We start from the raw sequence: 23,881 nt of genomic DNA on the forward strand, positions 1-23,881 counted from the left end.
CTCGATGAACATCCTTAACCTGTTGGTACAACGAACCCGTGAAGTGATCAATCGTCGCCGCTACGAACGAGAGCTTGCGGTCATCCTCAAGACTCCTCCGGTCGTCCTCGGGAAGGACGCGTTTACCGCACTCTCGATGGTCCACCATCGCGATGTCGAGTCCTATCTGCTGGCGATCAAATCCTTCTGTCGCTTCCTGCATCCGCGGCGGATCGTGATGGTCGCCGATCCCAGCATTACCGATGCGGACCGGTCGCGTATCGCCAGCCACGTACTCGGCATCGAAATCGTGCGCGCCGAGGACTATCGCGGGCCCGGGATGCCGCAGGGGGGGTGCTGGGAGCGATTGATCGCTATCTCCGAGTATGTCAAGACCGACTATGTAATCCAGATCGACGCGGATACGGTGTCGCTTTTGCCCATGCCCGAGGTGGCGAATGCTGTCGCCGAGGCCAGTTCCTTCGTTCTGGCTACGGAAGACGGGCAGCATCTGATCTCCTGCAGCGAAGCGGCGCAGTGGGCCAAGGTCCGGGCCGGGTCGGGCGAACATATCCAGGTTCTGGCGGAAGCCAATCTCGATCGTCTACCCCGGTCGGAGCACGCACGTTATGTGCGGGGATGTGCCGGTTTCTCGGGATTTGCGCGGGGGTGCTTCAGTCGCAGCCAGTTGGGAGAGTTCAGCCAGACCATGAGCGGCATTCTCGGAGATCGATGGACAGCTTGGGGAACAGAGCAGTTCAGTTCCAATTTCATGGTTTCGAATTCTCCTCGCGCAAGTGTATTGCCGCATCCCAAATACTGTCATCCAGGACGTGAAAAGCCGGGAACCGTTTTTCTTCATTTCATCGGCTATGTCCGGTTTGTCACCGACCGCTATGCGCGTGCAGCTCGGGAGACCTGTGTGGCCCTCGGGGCTGACTAGATATTGGCTGGAGTTCACGTGGCTTCTTTGTTGTTTCGTACATTTTCTCCTGCAGGTGCGTCGGCCAGGCTCAGCATCTTCATCTTCCACCGTGTCCTGCCGGCGGCGGACCCGCTGCTTCCCTTCGAACCTTCTGTTGAGCATTTCGACTGGATGGTTCGATTGATCTCACGTAACTTCAATGTGCTACCCCTCAGCGCGGCGGCGCGGCGATTGCAGGCGGGAACACTGCCGACGGCTGCAGCAGCGATCACCTTTGACGACGGCTATGCAGACAATTTCGAGGTGGCCTGGCCGATACTTGCTCATTACGGTATCCCTGCCACCTTTTTTATTGCCACTGCCTTTCTTGACGGCGGCCGCATGTGGAATGACGAGGTGATCGAGGCTTTCCGGAAAGTTCCGGAGGGGGAACTGAATCTGCACCAATTTGATCTGGGAAGCCATCAATTGCACGATACGGCGTCGCGAATTCGCGGCTACGAGGCGGTGCTCGGGAAACTGAAGTATTTCGAACATGTTCACCGCGCCGAGGTCGCGCGCGAGATCAGTCGACAAGCCACAGTGCCAGCGCGTGGCGAACTGATGATGTCCCGCAGCCAACTCAGGCAGTTGCGTGCAGCCGGGGCCGAGATCGGTGCCCACACGCACACGCATCCGATCCTCGAAGGACTCACCGACGAGCAGGCGCTTGCCGAGATCGCGGCAGGGAAACTGGAAGTGGAATCGATCCTCGGCGAAACAGTCACCGTCTTCGCCTACCCCAACGGCGTGCCCGGGCGAGACTATTCGGTACGGCATCGGAAGATGGTCGAAAAACTCGGATTTGTTGGCGCGGTTTCAACAGAGCCGAGGTTCGCCAACGTGAAGGCGGATCCTTTTCAATTACCTCGGTTCACTCCCTGGGACAGAACCCCGCAACGCTTTGCTGTCCGTTGCCTGATGCAGCTTTGGAATAGCGGTGGGTAAGGCCTTTGCAGAAGGTTCACCCGTAATCTCTACGCCCATCATCAGCGGACAACCACTGATGTTGCCGGAAGACTTCTTGTTGAGTGCCAGGTGAAATGAGTTTGTAAGCGCTTGCGGATAAGTTTTCCTGGCCTTCGTGACCAACCAGCCTGGGGAAATCGTATCCAGAATCATGGAAAAATTTTTGCTGAGCGCTTATAAGCGTATGGGCCAATATCTGTTTAAATTTTCAGGGTTGCTTATGTCAAATAATTTGCTTTTCAGATGGATATCTAAGTCGCCGAAGTACATAAGAGAGTTCGGTATATTGCACGGTCTGCGGTTGCTTTTTTCTGTGGAGCGTTCTGTTCCACAGAGGTCGATAAAAATTAATAAATATAAGGTGCCTGGCTACAAAATGCCGATTTTATTGAGAGAAACAGTAAGCGATCATGCAACTTTTTGGCAGTGTATTGTACAGCGTCAATATGGTGTTTCTGTGTTTCCGCAAAGCAATCGATTGATCTCTGCCTACCAAGATGCCTTGGATAATGGCAGTGTTCCAATTATCATCGATTGTGGGGGGAATATTGGGTTGTCGGCATTGTACTTTGCCGAATTGTTTCCAAAGGCTAGAATATATTCTGTCGAGCCAAACGAAGAAAATTTTGAAATGTTGAAACGGAATACAGCCACTGTGGCTGACCGCGTATTTCCTTTGAGAGGTGGAGTCTGGAACGAAAGAGACAATCTTAGAATAGTTAACCCGGAATCTGGGTCTGCCGCGTTTCGAGTTGCGCCGACTGCTGAATATACGAACGAAGACAGGTTTCGTACTTATACGATTAATGAGATTTGTGCGCTTGCCGAGGTTAGTGCGCCGTTGATTGTTAAAATAGATATCGAGGGAGCCCAGAGGAACTTGTTTATGAGCAATACGGAATGGGTGTGCAATACACATCTTATTATGCTCGAATTGGATGATTGGCAAATGCCCTGGCAGGGAACAAGCACGCCGTTTTTTTCATGCATTAGCCAGCATTCTTTTGATTATCTTATATCAGGTGAGACGATATTCTGTTTTCGAGATTTCGGTCAATAAGCTCGAATTCTGCCGTCGGTCTCCAGTTCATGGTTGAGGGAGATAAACGGTGACTTATTAATAAGGCTATCGGATTGGTACGAATGAACACTGCGATTCCTAATTACTTGTTTGTATTGCCATGGTCACTCGAACATGCTGGTGGAGTGAATCAGGTTGTTATAAACCTCGCTAGGGAAATTAAAAAAGGGGGCTCATTTGACCCTTTGGTTATGATTTGCGACTGGGCTGCCACTTCACCGATTTGGGGGGAAAGCCATGGCTTGAGAACTGTTCGTTGGCGTGTGCGCCCATGGCAGCCAGACATGAGCCTAAAGGAAAAACTAAGCTACTGGTTATGGGAAAGCCGATTCCGCTCTAAATTTCGAAGGTTTTGCATTGATAATAGTGTAAGTGTGATCAATTCACACTATCCTAATGCTTCGGTTTTCTCTCTAGAACGGAGCGTCAGATGTTTCCCTTTGCGCCCCAAATTGCTTATCTCATTCCACGGCACAGACGTTAATAGTCACAAGGAAAGCAATAATCAAACAAAAGCAGAATGGCGGGGTTTTCTGGAAAGAACCGATGGGGTTGTCGCATGCTCGCGGGATCTTGGGCAAAAAATACGTGAAGTTTTTGGTGCAGAAATTTCACCCACAATAATACATAACGGCATTGATTCAGAAAGCTTCATTAAGAAGGCTGGCAAGAGGGTGCCACTTGATCGGCGTGTGATTTTGAACATCGGGAAATTTGATGATGTCAAAGGCCAGGATGTTCTTATTAGGGCATTCGCGATAATCTCTAAAGACTACCCTGATGTTGAGCTTATGTTTATCGGAGCCTCCGGACAGGCTCTTCCTTGTCTACAGACTTTGTGCTCTAATGAAGGTGTCCTAGGGCGCGTGACATTCCACCAAAACTTGCCACACGATAGTATTCCAGATTTCTTCAAAGTAGCCACGTTATTTGTTCTTCCGTCTAGAAGAGAGGCATTCCCGATCGTAATATTAGAGGCAGCGGCTTTTGGTTTGCCTGTTGTCGCATCTGCGGTTGGAGGAATACCTGAAATTCTGAAGGAAGGAAGCACTGGATGGCTTGTGCCTCCTGATTCCCCAACGCATCTGGCAAACTCAATTCGGTCGGTTCTCGAAAACCCGTTGGTGGCAAATGAAACAGGCGAACGCCTGCGAGAGGTAGTAATAACGAACTTTACCTGGACGAGTGCGAGAGAAAAATACCTCAAACTGATCGTTTCCAGGCACATAACCGGATAATCTTCTTGTGTCGACCAGAAAAGCCCTCGCCTTATCGTTCCTGGACCGTTATTCGGGCCTCATCCTGCACACGGTTTCGGCGATGGTGGTCGCCCGCCTGTTGACCCCCGCCGAACTGGGCGTCTACTCGGTCACCATGGTCCTGCTGGGTTTCATTGCCACTTTCCGTGACATGGGAGCCGGGCAGTATCTGGTCCAGCAGAAGGAGTTGACCGAAGAGCGCATTCGCGCGACCTGGAGCGTGCAACTGGGCCTGGGCCTTGCCCTGGCCTTGCTTGTCCTCGCCGCCGCCGTGCCCACGGCCAGTTTCTACAATGAGCCCAGAATGCTGGAGATCATGGCGGTGCTGGCGCTGAATTTCGCGATCACGCCATTCCTGGCTTTTCCCTATGCATGGCTGACCCGGGAAATGCGCTTCGGGACGATTGCCGCCCTGCGTTTTACCGGGTCGGTGGTGCACGCCGGCACGGCGATCGGATTCGCCTGGATCGGCTACGGGCCGGTCAGTCTGGCATGGGCCAACACCTTGACCACGGTCTCGGGAATCCTGGCGGTCTGGATACTGGCGCGTCCCAACATGCCCTGGAAGACCAGTCTGCGCGGAGTTTCCGAAGTGGTCTCCTTTGGCGGGCAACTAACCTTGACTTCGCTGATGAATACCCTGGCCAGCGGCGCTCCGGAACTCTTTCTCGGCAAAATGCAAAGCATGGTCGAGGCCGGTTATTTCAGCCGCGCGCAGGGACTGGTCTCGATGTTCCAGCACCTGGTCATGGACGCGGTGAATGCGGTGGCCTTGCCCTATTTTGCCAGGCAGTCGCGGGAAGCGCATGACCTGGGAAGCACCTTCATCATTGCCATGGAACTGGTCACCGGCCTGGCGTGGCCATTCTTTATCGGCATCGCCATCCTCGCCCACCCGGCAATCGCCATCCTCTACGGCAATCAATGGGGCGAAGCCGTCGACCCGGCACGCTGGCTGGCGCTGTCCTGCGCCATCGGCATTCCGTCGTCGGTCTGCTACACGCCGTTGGTGGCAGTCGGGGCGGCAAACGAAACCCTGAAGATTGCCTTTGTCGGCACCGTGCTGGTGCTCGTTGCGACGCTTCTCGGAGCCGCGGCGGATCTGGTCATCCTCAGCCAGTTGCTGGGAGTTGCCGCCGCACTCTCCGCCGTCCTGTGGCTGCGACTGGCCAAGCGCCGTCTGGAGTTTTCGGCCGCCGCCCTGTGGCGTTGCTGGTTCAAGAGCCTCGTGCTGGCCGTCGCCACGGCTGCCGTTCCCCTGGCGGTCGTAACCGAGATGGGCTGGCGATCGCCACAGATCATTCTGAGCACCAGCATCGCGGCCGTGGGCGGCGCTCTGGGTTTCCTGCTCGCAGCCTGGCTCACCAAACACCAGGTATGGATCGAAGTCTGCAAGCTCATTCGGCGATGATTCGGCGAATGAGCTGGTACAGCAATGGTTCCCGATGCGCGGGTTCAGCGCGGCAAGCCTGCCTGCCGATGCGTTGGTTCCTGGCAGGCGCCGCGCGCCGCGACATCACTCTCTGCCAGGCTACCGGAGGTCAGTAGCGCGGGTCATCCCCCGCTGTCCCGTAGTAGGCATGGATTTCTCTTGCCCATGACTGGTCTGCCATGTCCGGCCAGTTGTTCTTGTGGAATCCCGGGGCGTTCTTGAGGCGATCCTGGTCGACGTTCAGCACGAAGCGCTTGTTTTCAGTGTCCAGCTGCAAGGCGCGCCATGGCACCGCGAAGAGCTTTTCGCCCATGCCGAGGAAACCGCCAAAGGACAATACCACGTAGGCAACTTCGCCGCTGCGCATGTCCAGCATGATTTCCTTGATTTCGCCGACGTCTTCGCCATGCGGGTTGCACACGTCGTCACCGACGAGGGTAGTGGCCCCCATCAGCCCCGGTCCGGGTCCACCCGCTTCGGGTCCACCGCTTTTCATGTCACTCATTTTCGTTTCCATTCAATAAGAAATGTTACCTGGGAGCCCAGCCGGCTGATCCGGGTTCGACTGCCGCCGACCGGGGGCTCAGAGTTGCGGCTGATGGCCTTTCTTCTGCTTGTTCTTGACGTCGCCGAATGCTGCCTGTACGGCGCCGGCGGTTTCATCCGCTTTCCCCTGTTCTTCCATGCCCTTGCTGCCGACCAGCTTGCCGGTGACTTTCTTGACTTTGCCCTTGGCCTTCTTGACTCTGCCCTTGACCTGATCCTTGTTCATGATTTTCTCCAGTGGGTGGATTCCGGGTATTGATTGCAGCGTCGTACCGGGATTCCGGCCCGCGCAGCAGCCACAATGTCCGCAAAGCGCTGCGCCGTCAGTGCGACAGCACACATAGACAGGGCGCGTTCGCCGGCTGCATGCACCGTTGCCGGTGCCGGATGGCTGTGTCGCTAGCCGATCCGCAGCGCGCGCTGCACGAGTTGCGCGGCGCATACCATGAGATGCCGCACGCTCATGCCTACCAGGGACGATCCTGTGAGCGCGCCGATCGCCGCCAGGCTGGGCTGTGTGTTGTGCTCGGGATCCCCCTTGGCGCGGGCGTCGCCCACCACCCCGCTGACGTCGACACCCTCCTGTCTGAGCTTGAGGGCCATGAAGGCGTCGCCCATGTTCTCCTGGAAGTTGCGATAACCGGCGCTGCGCCTGATCGCCCGGAAGCACTTGCGCAACACGTCGGCGTCGTAGCAGAGGCCGTCCTCGCCGGCGCGTACGTGCGCCTGCAGGGCATCGAGCTGGTCGGCGGCAGCCAGCAGCAGACGGCGTATTTCGGGGTAGGCGACGGTGCCCAGGTCACTTGCTGCCCATTGGCGAATGGCGTCGCCGGCCTGGCCGGCAACTTCGTCGAGCGCGGCGACCGCGTCGCCCCAGGCCTCGGCGCCAGCTTGCTCGGCGTGCTGGACGACCACATGCCCGGCTTCGTGGAGCAGGGTCATGCGCTCGGTCTGTCTGAGTTCGGCAGCGCCGAAGAGCCGGCGCAGGTCGCCGAAGGCACCCTGCAGTACATGGTTGTTCAGGGCGTTGAAGGCGATGAGCGCAAAGCGCTCCTTCTCGCCGCTATCCGGGTTGATGCCGGTGGCCGCCAGAGCCGCTGCCGGTGCCATGTCCTGGCCAACGAGCATCCTGTTCCTGGCCACGCCGCGTGCGAAACGCCTGCCGTTCGACGGGCTGCCGTTGACCCGTGCGCGGGCGAAGCGCTCGGTCAACGCGGCGACGCTGCGCGGGTCATTCAGGTCCATCTCGGTGAAGGTGAGGCCGAACGCCGCACCAACCGTGCATTGCAACTCGGCGAGATCGCGTTGTCTTGCCGCCGCGGAAAACAGCTTCGCGGGATCCGGCGACGATGCCGGATCGGTAGTCAAACGCGGTACTGCCCCACTGCCTTGCGCATGCGGGAAACGGTCGCCGTCAGTACGTCGACCATCGCCTCGGTTTCGCGGGTCACCGACACGTTCTGTTCGGTCATCGAGGCGACGCGCTCGACGTTCTGGGCCAGTTCGGTCATTGCCGATTGCTGCTCGTTGGAGGAGTGCGTGATTTCACTCACCATGCTCACCGTCGTGCGCATCTGCTCGTTGATGCCGCGCAGCGCTTCGCGGGCTTCCTGCACCAGACGAACGCTCTCCTCGACCTCGTGCGCGCCATTGCGCATGCCCTCGACCGCCTGCTTGGTCTCGGCCTGGATGCTGCTGATCATGGTGCTGATTTCCTGCGTTGCCTTGCCGGTACGTTCCGCGAGTTTGCGTACCTCATCGGCGACCACGGAAAACCCCCGTCCGGCCTCGCCCGCGCGTGCTGCCTCGATGGCGGCGTTGAGGGCCAGCAGGTTGGTCTGGTCCGCGACCTCCTTGATCACCGCCACGATGCGGCTGATCTCCTCGGAGCGCTGCCCCAGCGATTCGACCTGCTGTGCCGAGGCCTTCACCGTTCCGGCCAGCGAGAGGATGGTATTGCTCGCCCGCAGCGAAAGCTCTTCGCCGGCCTGTGCCACGTCGCCCGCCTTGTGAGCCGCGGCCTCGGTACTGGCGGCATGCGCCGCCACTTCGCCGATCGATACCGTGACCTGTTCGACAGCCGCTGCCGACGCCGAGGTGGCGTCGCTTTGCACGACCGCCGACTGATTGACGTTGTGCACGCCGGCACGCACCTGGTTGTTGGCGTCGTCCACCTGCTTGGCGGTATCCGCCATGCCCTGTACGGTGGCCTGTACCGAGGCGATGAAATTGTCGGCCAGGCGGGCGAGGCGTCCGATGATGTCGCGCCGGTTGATGTCCAGGCGTGTCTTGAGATCACCGGTGGACAGGACGGTTTCGAGGTGGTCGGCAGTGGCCTGGAGATCGCGTGATACGCGTGGAGTCACCCAGAACAGGAAGTACAGGGCATACAGCGCGGCGATCACCGCGAGGACGTCGTGAACATGATTCAGCAGCCGTCCTTCGAGCAGGCTGGAGAGCAGACCCACCATGCCGGGGACAACGGCCAGCAAGCCCATGAGGAGCATTTGGGTGTGCAGGCTGGCGAACCAGTCTACGACGCGCGGCAGCACGCGGACCACCCGACCATGCTCGACGCGCAAGGATTGGTCGCCCGCCTTGATGCGTCGATAGGCCGCATCGGCGGCCGCGATTTCCGGCCGGGTGGGGCGCGCCCGCACCGACTGGTAGCCGACGATCTGGCCGTTTTCGCGTACCGGCGAGGCGTTGGCGACGACCCAGTAATAACCACCGTCCTTGCGGCGGTTCTTGACCAGGCCGCGCCAGGGGCGACCGGCCTTGAGGTCGGCCCACAGATCGGCGAAGGCCGCTTCCGGCATGTCCGGGTGGCGGACCATATTGTGTGGTTGCCCGATCATCTCGGCGCGGGTGTAGGCGCTGATGTTTGCGAAAGCGTCGTTGGCCTCCTCGATGGTGCCCTGGAGGTTGGTCCGCGAGTAGATGAACTCGCCTTCGGGAATGACCGTCTCGACCGCGGTTACGGGCTGGTTGTTTCGCATGGTAGGCGCCGCGCTGACTGATTGTTGAATGTCTTCGGATGATGCCTGAGTGTTTCCGATTCAACAAGTCATCGGCACTGGAATGTACCGGAGTTCGTGATTTATGTCCGCCGCGGGCGAACATCCGGCGAGTCGGTGATTGACCGCCCAGCACGGATTCCCCGACAATGCTCAGGATGTCTCCCACAATTGCTCGCCAGCCTGGGTCGGGCCGGCCTGTTCACCGCGTCACGATGGGTCAAGATGTACTACGGGGAAAAACTCAACGCCTGGACGCATCTCGTCGGCGCCGTCCTGGCAGTGGCCGGCTCGGCCCTGCTGGTGGTGCTCGCGGCGCGCGACGGCGACCCCTGGAAGGTGGTGAGCGTCTCGATCTACGGGGCCACGCTGGTCCTCCTGTACTGCTTTTCCACGCTCTACCACAGCTTTCGCGGGCGTGCCAAGGACATCCTGCGCAAGCTGGACCACCAGAGTATCTACCTGCTGATCGCCGGCAGTTATACGCCGTTTTGTCTGGTCACCCTGCGCGGTCCCTGGGGCTGGTCGCTGCTCGCGGTGGTGTGGGGGCTCGCCGTAGTCGGCGGTCTGCAGGAACTGTGGCTGCGCAGCGAGGCGCGGATCCTGTCGGTGGTGATCTACGTGGTCATGGGCTGGGCGGTGGTGGTGGCGTTGGTTCCCTTGCTGCAGGCCCTGGGGACGGCGGGATTCACCTGGCTTGCGGTGGGCGGCGTGCTGTACACCACGGGGATCATCTTCTATGTTCTCGACACGCGGCTGCGACACGCGCACGGTGTCTGGCACCTGTTCGTCCTGGGGGGTAGCGCCGCGCACTATTTCGCGATCCTGTTCTACGTGCTTTGATGCTCATCCGGCGCAAGCGCCGGACATGACGACCGCCGCCGGGCACGCGAACCGCGGCGTGGCGGCGCTTTCCCTGCCGCCACGCCGCGCGCCTGTCGAGTCGGTCCCGGTACCGCGGCCCCGGACCGCCGCATCCTACGGCGTCGGGACCACCCGGTAATAGACGCCATTGGCGCCGTAGGCCGGCTGGAACCAGGTGTTCCCGACCAGATAGTAGGTGTTGCCGTACTTCTGAACGGCCATCGCACCCGCCGGCAGGGCGGCGTAGTTGACCCCCATCGCATAGGCCGCGGCGGTATTGGCACTGCCCGCGGCATAACCCGAGGAGTAGGCGCTGCTGGTCGCGGCGGCGGTGTTCGCCGAGGCGACGGCGGCTCCGGCGGCGACCCCGACGACCGCCCCGGCCGCGGCGGCGCAGCCGGCGCAGCCCGCTGCCGCGTAGTACGGCACCGCCACCGGCGGGTGGTACGGATAAGCGGGCGGAGGAACCGGCGGACGGTAGGCGGTTGCGCCGTAGCTGGTGGTGTGGACCGCCCCCTCGCCGTACCTGGCGGCAGTGGTGCCGCCGTAGACGTTGGTATGCTCGGCCCCTTCACCAGCCCGGCCAGCGGTGCTGCCGCCGTACATGTTGGTGTGCTCGCTGCCGCCGCCGTAGGCGTGTGCCGAGCTGCCGCCCCAGGCGTTGGTATGCTCGGTACCTTCTCCGGCGACGTGCTCGGTACTGCCGCCAAAACGGTTGGCGCTGCCCCAGGCGGCGGCCTCACCGGATACCAGCGTGGCGCTGATCACGCCCGCAAGGGCAATTACGATCCTGTTCATGTGTGGCTCCTCACTGGTTCTTGCTGGGTTGCGCGGCGCCCGGCTTGCCGCGTGCCGGCGGCGTGAAGCCGGGCGCGGCTGGATGAGCGAAAGCAATCGCCGCCGCGCCGGCAGTCTTGCCCAACGCGAAGGCATCGGCAGCCACCACCGGGTCGAGTTGCCAGTTGGCAAGCTCCAACTGGTGACGCAGCCGTAGCGGATCATCGCGAAACACCGCCCGCAGCATGCGCGGCAACTGGTCTTCGGCGCCAATCCAGATCTGCACGAAGACGTAGTCGTTGACGAACACCAGCATGTTGGTCACGGTGCCGCCGACCACTTTCGACTGCCCGATGTAGAAGGCGTTGGTCAGGCCCTCGCCGATGTTCTTGTAGGGGTCGGCCAGGAGCACGTCGGAGAACGGAAAGTAGATCGCCGCACTCTCGAAGGCCGCCTTGAGCGTGGCGTCGACCGTCGCCGGGGCGGCGGCGACGGCGACCAGATTTTCCGCCGGTGCAAAGGCGGTCATCGTTTTGCCGTCGTAGTAGAACTCGGACACCGGGCCGTCGCCGCGGGTCAGCACGCGCAGCTTGTCCGGCCGCTGCATCAGGACTTCGGAGCTCGTTGTGTACGCGAGGGCAGGGCCCAGCAGGCTCGGCGCTTCGTACATCACGGTTGCGGTGAACGCCATCGAGCGTGCCGCCGCCAGGCGCGCGCTCATGCCTTTCAGGAGGTCGATGGCGCGACTTTCGAGCACCGGTTTGGGGGCCGGCGCGGCGACCCGGCTCGACGTCTTCGCCGGCTTCACGGCTTTCGTCGCGGCCTGGGCCTGCTGCGCGCCGACGCTCCCGGCCAGCAGCAGGCTCAGGGCGAGCAGCGCTGCGCGCCTGGCGGATTTGTGCTGAATCATCAAGTTTCTCCTCATGGTTGAATGAAGCGAAGTGCTGCCGGTGAGCCGCTTACGGAATCATCCCGCATTCGAACATCTTGTTGGCCATCGGCGCAGCCACGCGGTTGATGAACTCGCTGCGCATCGCGGGGTCGTTGCGCAGCATCTGGATCACTTCCTGTTCACGCGGCGACTTCGGCTGGCCCTTCTGTGCCCACAGTTGCTCACAACTCGAGTTCTGGTACTTCTCGATCACCTTGTTGGCGACCATGTCGAGAACCGGGAACTGCGCCAGACTGACGCCGGCGAAAAACACCGCCGGCACGGCGGCAAACCGCCAGAGATTCTTGCTCATGCTTGACTCCTCCACTGGGTTACGAGGGCAGCCCGCGCAGGGGCTGCCCGATCTGGTGATGCTACTCGCTGGCCTTGTTGTTGCGCTGCGCGGCCAGCAGCTTCTTCTCGTCGGCAGGCGTCAGCTTCGGCCGGTCGATGCTCAGCGTAATCCGGTTGAGCTTGCCGTTGAACGCGAATGGCGGCAGGTAGTCCTGGTCGTTCACCCCGGTCAGGGTGTCCGAGCCGATGTCGAGGGCCTCGTCCCACTGCAGGATCAGCGGCAGCGTACGTTCCATCTTCTGTTCGGCGACCACGTTGCCGTCCACCTTGAGCACGCCGGTACCGCCACGACCGATGCCGGAGAGGTTGTTGAAGGCCAGCGTGCCCATGCCCAGGCCATCGTACTTGAAGTCGAACTCCAGGGTGTGCTTGCCGGGTGTCAGGACTTCGCTACCCTCCCACTTCACGCGCTTCATGTCGACCAGGTTCCAGGTGAACACCGGCTTTCCCTTGAGCACATAGAAGCCGTAGCCACCGAAGCGGCCACCCTGGGTGATCAGCATGCCCTGCGCCAGACCCTGCGGAATCTCAACTTCCGCCTTGAAGTTGTACGAGGCGTTGAGGACGCTCGGGGCGTCGCCGTTCGGCGTGCCGGTCAGCGGCGCCGTCCAGGTGAACACGTTGCGACCGGCGGAGATGCTCGGGCGTGGTGTCACCAGGCGGGTGGCCACCGACGAGTCGAGCGGCAATACCTGATACTTCTTCGCCTCGGCCCAGAAGATCTTCTCCATCTCCTTCACCTTCTGCGGGTACTTCGCGGCGACATCCTCGGACTGCGTCCAGTCCTTGTCGAGCTCGTACAGTTCCCACGGGTAGCCCGCCGGATCCTGGCTGGTCGGCGCCATCGTGACCCACGGTGGACGCATCACCTTGCTGCTGGCGATCCAGCCATCATGGTAGATGGCATGGTCGCCCATCATCTCGAAGTACTGCGTCTTGTGCGTCGATGGCGCGTTTTCGTTGGCCTTGTCGAAGGTGTACAGCATGCTCACGCCCTCGATCGGGCTCTGTTTGATGCCATCGACGACCTTCGGCTGCTTGATCTTCGCCGCTTCCAGGATGGTCGGCACGATGTCGATCACGTGGTGGAACTGGTGGCGAATGCCTCCCTTGTCGGTGATCACCTTCGGCCACATGATCGCCATGCCCTGACGCACGCCGCCGAAGTGCGAGGCGATCTGCTTGGTCCAGGAGAACGGCGTGTCGAACGCCCATGACCAGGGCACGGCCATGTGGTTGTAGGTCTTCTCGGAGCCCCAGACGTCGTAGAAGTACTTGAGCTGGTCCTCGACCGGAATGACGAGACCGTTGAACATCGCCACTTCGTTGGGCGTGCCGACCAGCGTTCCCTCGGCGCTGCCGCCGTTGTCGCCGCTGATGTAGATCACCAGGGTGTTGTCGAGCTTGCCCAGATCCTCGACGGCCTGGATGACGCGGCCGATCTCGTTGTCGGTATACGCCACATAGGCGGCGAAGACATCCACCTGACGGATGAACATCTTCTTCTCGTCAGCGCTCAGCGTGTCCCACTCCTTGAGCAGGTCCTTCGGCCACGGGGTCAGCCTGGCGTTGGCCGGAATCACGCCGAGTTTCTTCTGGTTTTCGAAGATCTGCTCGCGCAGCGCATTCCAGCCCTTGTCGAAGAGCTTCAGCTTGCTGATCTTTTCGATCCACTCGGGCGTCGGGTGATGCGGCGCATGCACGCCACCCGGCGCGTACTTGATGAAGAACGGCTGATCCGGCGCGAGCGCGTTGATCCGGTTCATGTACGCGATGGCGTCGTCGGCCATGGCGGTGGTGAGATTCCAGCCGGGCTTGCCGATGAAGGGATAGATTTGCGTGGTGTTGCGGAACAGGTTCGGCTGCCACTGGTTGGCGTCGCCGCCGATGAAGCCGTAGAAGTACTCGAAGCCCATGCCGACTGGCCACTGATCGAACGGTCCATCCTGGCTGGCCTGGAATGCCGGTACGTTGTGGTCCTTGCCGAACCACGAGGTGCGGTAACCGTTGTCCTTCAGCATACGGCCAATCGTCGCCTTGTCGCGCTCGATGATGCTGTTGTAGCCGGGATAGCCGCTGGACTGTTCGGAGATCACGCCGAAGCCGACCGAGTGGTGGTTGCGGCCGGTGAGCAGCGCGGCGCGTGTCGGCGAACACAGGGCCGTCGAGTTGAAGTTGGTGTAACGCAGGCCGTTCGCCGCCACGCGGTCGAGCGCCGGTGTCGGCACGACGCCGCCGAAGGTGCTCGGCGTGCCGTAGCCGGTATCGTCGGTGATGATCAGCAGCACGTTCGGCGCGCCCTTGGGCGGCTCGACGCGTGCCGGCCAGTAGGGTTTGGATTGCGCGGCATTGCGCTCGATCCTGCCGCCGAACTTCGGTGGCGGTGGCGGCAACTGCTCGCCACTGATGGTGATCGTGGCGCTCGGCGAACCCGGCGCGCCGGCGGCTGGCTGGGCGAGACTGGCGCCACCGCTGGCCATGGACAGGGCCAGCAGGGCGAGAAAAGCCCATCGACGTCGTGTGGTTTGCATCGGTACCTCCCTGGTAGTGCTGCAGATCAAAATATGGGCTTTAGAACACGAAGGTCGCGCCGAGCCCGAGACCGGTGAAGCGCGCGTCGATGTTGTCGGCGTGGTGGCCGCTGAAGTCGTACGAGAGGTTGCGCAGCACCAGCGTCACGTCACCCCAGCCGTAGCGGTAGCCGGCACCGAGCAAGGCCTGCCAGGTGGTGTTCCGCGAACCGGTGCCGACGTCGAGGTAGTAGGGCATGAACCACTTGCCGTCGTCGCTGAGGTTGAGCTGCCCCTTCAGGCCGACAATGGCGTCCCATTTGTCCACGTGGCTCGAAAGACTGCGTTGCCGTCCCGGCAGCAGCCCGGCTGCGCCGTCCACGCTCCAGTCCAGCGAGGTGTCCATCGACAGGTAACGGGTGCCGACCAGGATGTCGAGGTGCGAGTTGCCCCGGCGCCAGGCGGTGTAGCCGCCGGCGAGGGTCCACACGTTCGATTTCAGATCCATCGTGCTGCCCCGGTCGACGACGCGCGTGACCAGTCCGGCTGGTCCGGTGACGGTCCTGACGCTGGCGTTCTGGTCCTTGAACTTGAGGTACATATAGTCGGTGAACAGCGACCATTCGCCTTTGCGCGCCTCACCGCCAAGAAAGAAGGCGAACGAGAGGTTATGGAGGTAGGTGCCGGGAGTGGTGTGCATGTCGGCATCGACTCCCGGGGCGATGCCCAGCGGTCCGGCGAACGATGCCGAGGTATAGATGGTCGGCAGCCAGAGGTAAGGGGTGAGGCTGAAGTGCCACTGTCCGTCGAACATATTCACCTGCGGGCTGTTCGCCTCGGCGCAGGCCGGTGCCGCCGCCGTCAGGCAGAGCACGCCCAGCGCGGCGGCGGCAAGGTGGTTGCTGCAAGCGGAGTGGTGTGTGGTCATGGTCAATTATTCCTCCCTGGAGCATGCATCCTGGTGGTTGTCGGGTACTACAAGGTACCGCCCCTGTTTCGACTACCCACGACAGGGGCCTGTAAGCTGATGATCCGGCTGTCCATGGCGAAGTCTCAGTTCAGTTGATCGTCCCTGAAGAACTTCGTTCCGGCGACCGAGAGTGTCGCTGCAAGGCCGGTATCGGTGAGCTGGTAGAGATAGACACCCGGCGCCACCGACGCGGCGCCGGTAAACATGCCGCCCTGGCCGCCGGCCATCGCCGCCAGGTTGGCCTGGCCGCCGAATTCCCAGCCCTGCTCGATGAAGTTGCGCAACGCCTGCGAAGTGCTGAACACGAAGATCAGGCGGCTCTTGCTGGCGCCGAAGCCGAGGCCGGCCTGGACCTGCAGCATCTTCATGAAGGTCTGGCGATGGCTCTCGTGGTTCACCACCAGGCCCTTGCCGGTGGTGCCGCCGGCAAAGAAGAGCTTCAGGCCAAAGGTGCTGAAAACCGCGTAGCCGGCCGAGCGCTCGATCGTCGCGCGCGCTCCGGGAGCGAGTTCATAGAGCGCGGACAGCGCATCCTGCGACATCTCCCTGACCTGCTGCCGTCCCTGGATGATCTTCGCCTCGTTGGGGGCTTCCGGCGGCAGCACGTTCTCCACATCCTGCATCGGATCCCACGACCAGTCGGCGGCGCCGACGCCGGGCGCCGACACGCACCCGAGCGCGGCGATGATCGCTATTGCACAGCGTTTGTACATGGCTTCCTCCCCCTTGATGAGAGCGCAAGGTCTTTGCGCTGCAGCGGATTATTCCACAGCCTCCGGGCTTGTGGGGCACGTGTGTGTACTTGTCGCCGCAGCCAACGCCGTTCCCGAGCCATCGCCGGCAGCGGGCGCCGCGCAAGGCCTTCAGGAGGGCCGCGATGCCCTGGCCGGGTTTGCCCATTGCGGATCGCACGGGCAATGTGGAAAGATGTACCTGCGGGGGGGCATCTGCCCGCGGCGCATCACGTTCATCAACGGATTGGAGGAGGCGACATGATCAACGGCCCCGTATGGGATGAAACCCTGCTCGTAAGGAACGGCGTATTCCCGAGCATTCTGGCCATCGGCGATTCCTGGTTCTGGTATCCCGAGAACAATCTGGCGATTCCGCTGCACCGGATACTGAATCGCCAGCACAGCCACGTCATGCTGGTGCGCGGCCACAACGGCGCCGAGGCGATCGAATATGCCGCTGGTCCGGTACGGGCGCAGATCGAACAAGATCTCGACCCCGCGACGGGTTATGGGAAGACCCTGAAAGCGGTGTTCCTCTCCGGCGGGGGCAATGACCTGGCCGGCAAGGAGGACCTGCCCGCACTGCTGCTCCCCGACTGTGCCGCCGCCGGAGATCCGGTAGCCTGCCTGCGCGGCGGACAACCGGATGAACTCTTCCACACCGTCAGCCAGGCCTTGCTGAGCGTGGTCGAGCTCGTCGAGCGGAAACTCCCCGGAACGCCGGTCTTCATCCACGGCTACGATTACGCCTGCCCGAACGGCAAGGGCTTCCTGGGCCTGGGGCAGTGGCTGCAGTACCCGCTGGACCAGTGCCAGGTGGCGCGCAGCCTGCAACAGCAGGTGGTCAACGAACTCATCGACCGCTTTCGCGTCGTGCTCGAAGAAACCTGCGCGCAGGCGCCCACGCTGCATCTGGTCGATGGGCGCAACACGCTGGGGCGCGACGAGTGGGCCAACGAACTGCATCCGACGGTCGCCGGTTTCAACCGCCTCGGCAAATGCTGGGCGCCGGCGCTAGAAGCCGCCGGCCTGGCCTGAGCGGCGCTGCAGGAATCGTCGCCGGCAGAGGACGGGATGCCGGGCGCGCGGGCAGGCGCTCAGCCGTTCGCTGGCAGCGCGGCGCCGCCGACCCGCAACGCGGTCAGGATCGCCAGCCCCTGCAGTACGGCGATGCCGATCAGCACCGCCGCAAAACGGCCGCCGTCCATGAACGTGCCGAAGGCGAGCGGTGCCAGCGCCAGCCCGGCGTCGAGGCCGGAATAGACGAAGCCATAGACCCGCCCATAGGCCGCCTGTCCGAAGCGGGAGGTGGCGGCGCGGCGGACCAGGAGATCCCGCGAAGGTCCGGCGATGCCCGTGCAGTAACCGATGCCGGTCATCAGCGGCAGCACCACCCATTGTGGCAGTGGCAGGGTGGCCAGGGCGACGACCAGCAGCGCCGCGGTGCCGAGGGCGGTGGCGATCAGCCGTTCGTGCGCTCCCCGCCGCGCCAGGAAGCCGCCGCTGAGGATGCCGGCGGCGCCACCCACCAGATATGCCGAAAGGGCGGTCGCTGCGGTGGCCAGCGACAGGCCGTGCAGTTGCTGCAGGATCGGCGTGGCGAAATTCTGGATCGCACCGAAAGCGGTGGTGATCAGCAGGAAGAAGGCGAAGCACATCCACACCGCGCCCGACTGCAGGAAGGCGAACGGCGAGGTCACCATCCCGGCCTGGTCCTGCCCGCCGGCCGGGTTGGTCTGCTCGCTGCCCGGCGGATCGGCCAGGCTGCGCCGGCACCAGAACAGCAACAGCAGCGCCAGCGCCGCCAGCAGCGCGGCGGCGAGTGCGGCGCTCCGCCAGCCGAGGGTGGCGGCGATGCCGGTCATGAACACCGGCGCCAGCGCCCAGCCGAGGTTGCCTGAGAGGCCGTGGATCGAAAAGGCATGCCCCAGCCGGGGCGGCGAGACGTGGCGGTTGAGCACCGTGAAATCGGCGGGGTGGAAGACGCTGTTGCCGAGCCCGGCCAGCGCCGCCACCAGCGTCAGCCCGGTATAGTCGTCGACCACCGAGAGCAGCAGCGCCGCCAGCACAAAACAGCCGATGCCCGCGCCGAGCACCTGCGCCGCGCCGAAACGGTCGACCAGGAATCCGGCCAGCGCCTGGCCGCATCCCGAGACCACGAAAAAGATGGTCATCGTCGCCCCGATGCCGGTGAAGCTCAGCCCGAAATCCTTCATCAGCCAGGGAAACAGCGGCGGCAGCAGGAGGTGGAAGAAATGCGACACGCCATGCACGAAACCGATCAGCGAGATCGCTTCGAGGTCGTGGCTGGCAGGCGGCGACGCTGCGGCAGGAGGCATGGCGAGGATCCGGAAGCGGCAGCCTGCAGTCTAGCCGCTAATCGCCGGGCCGGCGCACACCGTCCCTTGAAAACCACCCACCGGCCAGCGCCATCAGGAAGCGGAGCGCGCCACCGGCGCCTTGTTCCCGCCGGGACGCAGCAAGGCCAGGGCCTCGTTCACGATCAGCGCTCCGAGGACCAGCGCGCCGCCACCGAGCGTGCTTGCCCCCGGCCGTTCGCCGGCCCCGAGCCAGGCCCAGGTGACGCCGAAGACCACTTCCAGCAGACCGAGCAGGGCAATCTCCGGGGCCGCCAGTTCGCGCGACAGGCGCACCACCAGCAGGCAGGGAAGCGCCAGTTGCACGCCGCCCAGCAAGGCCAGCAGGCCGATGTCGTGCATCGAGGCCTGCCAGGGGTAGGCCATCGGCAGGGTGCAGGCGGCGGACAGCGTGGCGCCGATGAGCACCGCCGGCAACATGTCCTGGCGTCCGCCCGGCGCGGCGGCGCCGTGCCCGACGTGTTGCAGCGTCGTGAAGTTGAGCGCCGCCGCCAGCGGCACGGCCAGCGCGACCAGCGTGCCGGCCAGCGACAGGCCGCTCTTCGCCTCCTGCCCGAACATCCAGGCAATGCCCACGCCGCCGACCGCGATCGCCAGCCAGGTGCGGGCCGGCAGCCGGTGGCGCAGGAACAGGCGGCTGAACAGGGCGGTGATCAATGGCCCGATGGCCATGGTCACCAGCACGTTGGCCACCGTGGTCAGGGTGATGGCGAGCATGAAGGCGGTAAACATCACCGCCCAGCAGACGCCCGAGAACCACACCTGCCAGCCGGCGCGCAGCAGGCCGGACCACAGTCCGGGCCCGCGCATGCCGGTCAGCAGCATGCCCAGTGCCAGCGCATTGAAGGCGCTGCGCCAGAAGGTGACCTCGAAGCTGCCGGCGCTGTCGAGGTGCCGCGCGACGACGCCGGCGATGCTCCACAGCAGGGTGACCAGCACCATCAGGGCGACTGCACGGCGGTGTGACATGCGAATGCTTTCAGCCGCGGGCCAGCCGTGAACGCCAGAACATCACGTCCGACCGCGAGCGCGCAAAAGGCCGCCATTGTGAGGCATTTCGCCGCTGCCGGCGTGATTTCCAGGCCCCGCGCGGCCGCTGCCGACGCTGCCACTCGCCGCTGGCCCGCTTCGCCCGGCGATCAGGCGTAGCGTCGCAGGATCCGGTAGCCGCCGCCGGCACCCGGCAGCGACTCGACCAGGACGTAGCCGTCGACCGGCCAGCACAGCGGCCAGGCCGCTGGCGGCGTCGCCGTGGCGGGCAGGGTGGCGCCGGCCGCGCGACGCGCCAGCGTCACGTGCGGTCGGAAGGCGCGGGCTTCGACCGGCAGCGCCAGCGCCTGCAGCGCCCGAGCCAGCTCGGCGTGCAGTTGCGCCAGGGGGGCGGGCAGCGCGCTCGCCCGCAGCACGACGAGCCCGCGCGGCCAGACTTCGGCGTGGCTCAACTGCAGCGTAAATGGCATGAACGGCACCCGCAGGCCGCTGCTCACAGCAGCGATGCGGCGGCGCTCGAGCGGGCCGATGAAGTGCAGCGTCAGGTGCAGCCGCTCCGGCCTGACCGGCGACGCCCCCCTGGGCCACGACCATTGCTGCTGGTATTGCAGCAACTGCGCGTGCTCGCCGGCGGCCGGCCAAAGCGCCAGGAACAGGCGGGCCTGGGCGGGCAAATCGGACTGCGGCGTGGCGACGGTGTCGATGGGCATGCCTGGACTGAGGCGAAATGCCGCGCCCGGATCTCGACGCGGCAGCATAGAATAGCCGGTTTTCCGCTACATCGATCGCCGTACCGAGCGAGATGTCGAGCCAGATCATTGCCTTGTCCGAGTACTACGAGTTCCCGCAGGCCGCGCGGCCGCCGCTCTGGCGCCGGAGTGTCTTCGTCCTGTCGGTCCTCGGCGTTCATCTGGGCGGGCTGGTGCTGGCGTTCGGTGCCCTGCTGCGGCCGGCCCTGCCGGAAACCCTGCCGGCGCTGACGGTGCGCGTACTGGCCGCAACGCCGCTGCCGCCCAGGGTCGCGGCGCCGGAACCTGCCCGCGCCGAACCGCCGCGAAAGCCCGCGCCGCCCAGCGCCGCGCCGCGGCCACCGACGCCCGCGAAAAAGGCATCGCCGGTGGCCGCGCCGGTGTTGGCCGCGCCAGCCACCGCGTCCGCGCCGACTGCCTTCGCCGTCGCGCCGGCGGCGGCAGCCCCCGCGGCAGCGCCGGCAGCGGTAGCAGCCCCGCCGCCGGCGCTGGTCGGCGCCCGTTTCGATGCTGACTACCTGCACAATCCCAAACCGGTGTACCCGGCGGCGTCGCGCCGGCTCGGCGAGGAAGGGCGGGTCCTGCTGCGGGTCAGGGTCAGCGCGCAGGGCCTGCCGCTGAGCGTGGACATCCGGCAGTCGAGTGGCTCCCCGCGTCTCGACGAGGCGGCACGGGCCGCCGTCGAGCGTTGGCGCTTCGTGCCGGCGAAACAGGGGACGGAAGCGGTCGAATCGACGGTGGTGGTGCCGCTGCAATTCACACTGGACAGTTGAAGAGGCAAATACAATGCGAATGGAGATGGGTCTGGCCCATTTTTGGGCCCAGGGCGACCTGCTGACGCAGGCCGTGGCGATCCTGCTGGTGCTGCTGTCAGTGGCCAGCTGGTGCGTGATTGCCGCCAAGGCGCACAGCGTCTGGCAGGCCAGGCGTTGTCATGGGCGGGCGCTGGCCGCCTTCTGGGGCGCGCCCAGCCTGCCGGCGGCGATCGAAGCGATCCGCCGCGAGGACCGCACCAACATCCTGGCCAGCCTGGCGGTCGCCGGCGCCAACGCCGCCGGTCTGCATCGCGAGCATTCCGATCGCGGCATTGGCGCCGGCGTCAGCGTCAGCGACTTCGTCACCCGCTCGCTGCGCAGCCAGATTGTCGAAGCGCAGGCGAGCATCGAATCCGGGCTCACCTTTCTCGCCTCGGTGGGCTCGACGGCGCCGTTCATCGGCCTGTTCGGCACGGTGTGGGGCATCTACCACGCCCTGGTCGGGCTCTCGGGTGCGACGCAGGTGGTGCTCGACAAGGTCGCCGGGCCGGTCGGCGAAGCGCTGATCATGACCGCCGCCGGTCTGTTCGTGGCCATTCCGGCAGTGCTCGCGTACAACGCCTTCACCCGTGGCAACCGCCTGACGCTGGCTCGCCTCGATGGCTTCGCGCACGACCTGCACGCCTACCTGACCACCGGCCTGCGCGGCCGCCCAGGCGACAAGCTGGTCGACCTCGGCGCCGTGCGTGCCGGCCGCGGCGGCTGAGGGGGAGGGCACGATGGCCTTTGGTTCCTTCGAAAACAGCGGTGCCAGCCAGCCGATGGCCGAAATCAACACCACCCCGCTGGTCGACGTGATGCTGGTGCTGCTGGTGATCTTCATCATCACCGCGCCGTTGTTCCACGAAGCGGTGCCGATCGACCTGCCGCGGGTCGACGCCAGCCGGCTCGACGACCGACCGCGCATCGTGTCTGTGGCCATCGACGCCGCCGGCAAGGTCTTCGTCGATGGCCGGGAGATTGCGCGCGGTGAACTGCCAGCCCGGCTGGCCGCCATCGGCGCCGCCGGCCAGCCCGAACTGCACCTGCGCGCCGACCGCGGCACGCGCTACGAGCGGGTCACCGAAGTCCTCGCCGACGCACAGCGCGCGGGATTGGTGCGTATTGCCTTCGTCACCGAGCCGGCGACGCGGTAAGCGCGATGCTCGACCGGCGCATCCCATGGCCGCTGCTTCTGCCTCAGGCAAATGCAATAGGAACAGTAATGCGACCATGTACAAGCGGAGTCTGGAAATGGATGCGATGACCTACAGCGCGGCGCGCGCGAACCTGGCCAGGACGATGGACCGCGTTTGCGAAGACCACGAGCCTCTGAACATTACCCGCAACGGGAAACAATCTGTGGTCATGCTCTCGCTGGAGGACTAACAGACGCTCGAAGCGACGGCATACCTCCTGCGCAGCCCGGCAAACGCCAGCCGCCTGCTGGCGTCGGTGGCGCACGCCGGGATCAGGGATCGTTCCGCCGGCATCCAGGGTGCCCGGATGCTGCAGTCGCCACCGCCCGGCGCGCTCGGCTAGAGGATGGTCAGCGTGCGCACGCTGCCGGTTGAACTGCCGTTGGCGTGGCGCACGAACAGTCGCCCGGTACATTCCAGCGGCGCTCCGCAACACGCGAATGTGCCATCGGCAAGGACACCGCGATGGCGGAAACTCACCATGAGCATCCCGACAGCAGCGAATCACGGCCAACTGTCGAAAAATTTTACATTGCCGATGTCTTCACCCCGGCGCAGCGCGATAGGTCTCTGATGCAATGGCCATTTATGTCTTGCGCACGCAATGGCGTGATTCTTGCGAAAGGTTGGTGGGCGCACAGGAATTCCCGCGGCCGTGCTTGCATCGCCTGACTCCAGGTTTCGGCCAGTGGGCAACAAATACGTAGACGGGAAGATGGTCGTCAATTGAACAGTTTGACTTGCGGATTGCAACTTCACTCTTGGGGGTAATGATGAAAAAACTTGCTATGAGCGCCTTGCTTGGCGCAGTGGTTCTTGCTTCGGCCAACGCCTCGGCAACGGTGATCAATTTCGGCTCCCTGGGCCTGGCTGAAGGCCAGAGCGTTCAAGGTTCCACGTTCAGTGGCGTGACCTTTACCGGGCAAGCGGGTACCTTGATCTACACCGGCGCCTATGGGGCGGGCATCTATGACGGTTTTGGCGGCGCGAATGATATTACGCTGAGCTTCTCCAGCGGGGTTTCCTCCCTGTCTCTGCGCGCCGGCGATGGTGGCGGTGATCTCGATGCCTTTGGTGTTTCGCTCTACGAATTCGGTACCAGCAACTTCCTGGGTTATTTCACGACCCCGCAGTTCGGCGGACCGAGCGAGCCTGAGTGGTACACCCTTAACCTGGCGGGCCTCGGCCTGATCGGGAAAGCGGTGTTTGATCCGGGCAACAGCGGTGTCCTGCCGGGATCGGCAAGCGGTGCCGGTGGCGTCATCCTCACTACGGTCAGTTTCGACGAGCACGCGGTACCAATCCCCGGCACCCTTGCGCTTGCCCTGCTGGGTCTGGCTGGCCTGGCCTCGGCTCGCCGCCGGAGCTAAGCTCCCGGCTGGCT

24 protein-coding genes and 1 pseudogene are annotated in these 23,881 nt (G+C 63.4%); 12 read left to right on the plus strand and 13 right to left on the minus strand.

Translation table 11 applies throughout. The features are described 5' to 3' along the window. The first annotated feature begins 4 nt into the window (after positions 1 to 4). The 5 genes from AC15MQ_RS20950 to AC15MQ_RS20970 all read left to right on the plus strand — a co-directional run bounded on the left by AC15MQ_RS20950 (position 5) and on the right by AC15MQ_RS20970 (position 5,663). Positions 5 to 922, plus strand: coding sequence for a hypothetical protein (locus AC15MQ_RS20950; RefSeq protein WP_287654546.1), 918 nt, complete (start codon positions 5 to 7; stop codon positions 920 to 922). An 18-nt stretch (positions 923 to 940) separates the two neighbouring features. Further along, the gene (locus AC15MQ_RS20955; protein ID WP_287654545.1) at positions 941 to 1,891 is read left to right on the plus strand and encodes a polysaccharide deacetylase family protein; all 951 of its coding nucleotides are present in this window, start codon (positions 941 to 943) and stop codon (positions 1,889 to 1,891) included. Positions 1,892 to 2,063: 172 nt separating this feature from the next. After that, entirely contained in the window at positions 2,064 to 2,972 is a 909-nt protein-coding gene (locus tag AC15MQ_RS20960) for an FkbM family methyltransferase (protein WP_287654544.1), read from the plus strand. Between the two features lie 83 nt (positions 2,973 to 3,055). After that, positions 3,056 to 4,231, plus strand: a complete 1,176-nt coding sequence (locus AC15MQ_RS20965; RefSeq protein ID WP_287654543.1) for a glycosyltransferase family 4 protein — start codon at positions 3,056 to 3,058, stop codon at positions 4,229 to 4,231. Between the two features lie 7 nt (positions 4,232 to 4,238). After that, complete coding sequence (locus AC15MQ_RS20970) at positions 4,239 to 5,663, plus strand: lipopolysaccharide biosynthesis protein (protein ID WP_483081222.1); 1,425 nt, start codon at positions 4,239 to 4,241, stop codon at positions 5,661 to 5,663. Positions 5,664 to 5,793: 130 nt separating this feature from the next. Here the strand turns inward: AC15MQ_RS20970 and AC15MQ_RS20975 are convergent, their stop codons facing one another. From AC15MQ_RS20975 to AC15MQ_RS20990, 4 genes are all read right to left on the minus strand, one after another. Beyond that, positions 5,794 to 6,189, minus strand: a complete 396-nt coding sequence (locus AC15MQ_RS20975; RefSeq protein ID WP_483081223.1) for a PRC-barrel domain-containing protein — start codon at positions 6,187 to 6,189, stop codon at positions 5,794 to 5,796. 78 nt (positions 6,190 to 6,267) lie between these two features. Then, a complete protein-coding gene (locus AC15MQ_RS20980) occupies positions 6,268 to 6,456 on the minus strand; it encodes a CsbD family protein (RefSeq protein WP_287654539.1) in 189 nt (62 codons plus the stop codon). A gap of 173 nt (positions 6,457 to 6,629) precedes the next feature. Continuing rightward, positions 6,630 to 7,598 carry a hypothetical protein gene (locus AC15MQ_RS20985; RefSeq protein WP_287654538.1) on the minus strand — a complete coding sequence of 323 codons (969 nt, stop codon included), beginning with the start codon at positions 7,596 to 7,598 and terminating at the stop codon, positions 6,630 to 6,632. Beyond that, positions 7,595 to 9,229, minus strand: a complete 1,635-nt coding sequence (locus tag AC15MQ_RS20990) for a methyl-accepting chemotaxis protein (RefSeq protein WP_287654537.1) — start codon at positions 9,227 to 9,229, stop codon at positions 7,595 to 7,597. The genes AC15MQ_RS20985 and AC15MQ_RS20990 overlap by 4 nt, the downstream gene beginning before the upstream one ends. 243 nt (positions 9,230 to 9,472) lie before the next feature. Between AC15MQ_RS20990 and trhA the strand changes: the two genes are divergently transcribed. Then, complete coding sequence (gene trhA, locus AC15MQ_RS20995) at positions 9,473 to 10,090, plus strand: PAQR family membrane homeostasis protein TrhA (protein ID WP_287654584.1); 618 nt, start codon at positions 9,473 to 9,475, stop codon at positions 10,088 to 10,090. A gap of 135 nt (positions 10,091 to 10,225) precedes the next feature. On the opposite strand, the gene AC15MQ_RS21000 is transcribed toward trhA, so the two are convergent. From AC15MQ_RS21000 to AC15MQ_RS21025, 6 genes are all read right to left on the minus strand, one after another. Further along, a complete protein-coding gene (locus AC15MQ_RS21000; RefSeq protein WP_483081224.1) occupies positions 10,226 to 10,909 on the minus strand; it encodes a hypothetical protein in 684 nt (227 codons plus the stop codon). A 10-nt stretch (positions 10,910 to 10,919) separates the two neighbouring features. Then, entirely contained in the window at positions 10,920 to 11,798 is an 879-nt protein-coding gene (locus AC15MQ_RS21005) for a DUF2092 domain-containing protein (protein ID WP_483081225.1), read from the minus strand. Positions 11,799 to 11,847: 49 nt separating this feature from the next. Continuing rightward, the gene (locus AC15MQ_RS21010) at positions 11,848 to 12,132 is read right to left on the minus strand and encodes a hypothetical protein (protein ID WP_287670380.1); all 285 of its coding nucleotides are present in this window, start codon (positions 12,130 to 12,132) and stop codon (positions 11,848 to 11,850) included. A gap of 61 nt (positions 12,133 to 12,193) precedes the next feature. Then, positions 12,194 to 14,704, minus strand: a complete 2,511-nt coding sequence (locus tag AC15MQ_RS21015) for an arylsulfatase (protein ID WP_483081226.1) — start codon at positions 14,702 to 14,704, stop codon at positions 12,194 to 12,196. A gap of 40 nt (positions 14,705 to 14,744) precedes the next feature. Beyond that, on the minus strand, positions 14,745 to 15,611 hold the full coding sequence (locus AC15MQ_RS21020) for a hypothetical protein (RefSeq protein WP_350496455.1): 867 nt from the start codon (positions 15,609 to 15,611) through the stop codon (positions 14,745 to 14,747). 125 nt (positions 15,612 to 15,736) lie between these two features. Beyond that, complete coding sequence (locus AC15MQ_RS21025) at positions 15,737 to 16,366, minus strand: lipid-binding SYLF domain-containing protein (protein ID WP_287670384.1); 630 nt, start codon at positions 16,364 to 16,366, stop codon at positions 15,737 to 15,739. Positions 16,367 to 16,645: 279 nt separating this feature from the next. Here AC15MQ_RS21025 and AC15MQ_RS21030 point away from each other — a divergent pair, with 279 nt between their 5' ends. Then, entirely contained in the window at positions 16,646 to 17,425 is a 780-nt protein-coding gene (locus AC15MQ_RS21030) for a GDSL-type esterase/lipase family protein (RefSeq protein ID WP_287670386.1), read from the plus strand. A 59-nt stretch (positions 17,426 to 17,484) separates the two neighbouring features. On the opposite strand, the gene AC15MQ_RS21035 is transcribed toward AC15MQ_RS21030, so the two are convergent. From AC15MQ_RS21035 to thpR, 3 genes are all read right to left on the minus strand, one after another. Next, entirely contained in the window at positions 17,485 to 18,726 is a 1,242-nt protein-coding gene (locus tag AC15MQ_RS21035; protein WP_483081227.1) for an MFS transporter, read from the minus strand. 93 nt (positions 18,727 to 18,819) lie between these two features. Beyond that, on the minus strand, positions 18,820 to 19,734 hold the full coding sequence (locus AC15MQ_RS21040; protein WP_287670390.1) for a DMT family transporter: 915 nt from the start codon (positions 19,732 to 19,734) through the stop codon (positions 18,820 to 18,822). 170 nt (positions 19,735 to 19,904) lie between these two features. Next, positions 19,905 to 20,465 carry an RNA 2',3'-cyclic phosphodiesterase gene (thpR, locus tag AC15MQ_RS21045; protein WP_483081228.1) on the minus strand — a complete coding sequence of 187 codons (561 nt, stop codon included), beginning with the start codon at positions 20,463 to 20,465 and terminating at the stop codon, positions 19,905 to 19,907. A 92-nt stretch (positions 20,466 to 20,557) separates the two neighbouring features. On the opposite strand from thpR, the gene AC15MQ_RS21050 reads away from it, so the two are divergent. The 5 genes and pseudogenes from AC15MQ_RS21050 (at position 20,558) to AC15MQ_RS21070 (ending at position 23,867) form a co-directional block, all read left to right on the plus strand. Continuing rightward, positions 20,558 to 21,277: an energy transducer TonB gene (locus tag AC15MQ_RS21050; RefSeq protein WP_483081229.1), complete on the plus strand. Its 720-nt coding sequence runs from the start codon at positions 20,558 to 20,560 to the stop codon at positions 21,275 to 21,277. Between the two features lie 13 nt (positions 21,278 to 21,290). Further along, complete coding sequence (locus tag AC15MQ_RS21055; RefSeq protein ID WP_287654091.1) at positions 21,291 to 22,025, plus strand: MotA/TolQ/ExbB proton channel family protein; 735 nt, start codon at positions 21,291 to 21,293, stop codon at positions 22,023 to 22,025. Between the two features lie 13 nt (positions 22,026 to 22,038). Further along, positions 22,039 to 22,455 carry an ExbD/TolR family protein gene (locus AC15MQ_RS21060; RefSeq protein ID WP_287654093.1) on the plus strand — a complete coding sequence of 139 codons (417 nt, stop codon included), beginning with the start codon at positions 22,039 to 22,041 and terminating at the stop codon, positions 22,453 to 22,455. 97 nt (positions 22,456 to 22,552) lie between these two features. Continuing rightward, positions 22,553 to 22,840: pseudogene (locus tag AC15MQ_RS21065) on the plus strand (type II toxin-antitoxin system Phd/YefM family antitoxin). 430 nt (positions 22,841 to 23,270) lie between these two features. Continuing rightward, complete coding sequence (locus AC15MQ_RS21070) at positions 23,271 to 23,867, plus strand: hypothetical protein (RefSeq protein ID WP_287654096.1); 597 nt, start codon at positions 23,271 to 23,273, stop codon at positions 23,865 to 23,867. Positions 23,868 to 23,881 lie beyond the last annotated feature (14 nt).

Source organism: Candidatus Accumulibacter propinquus, from assembly GCF_056856495.1.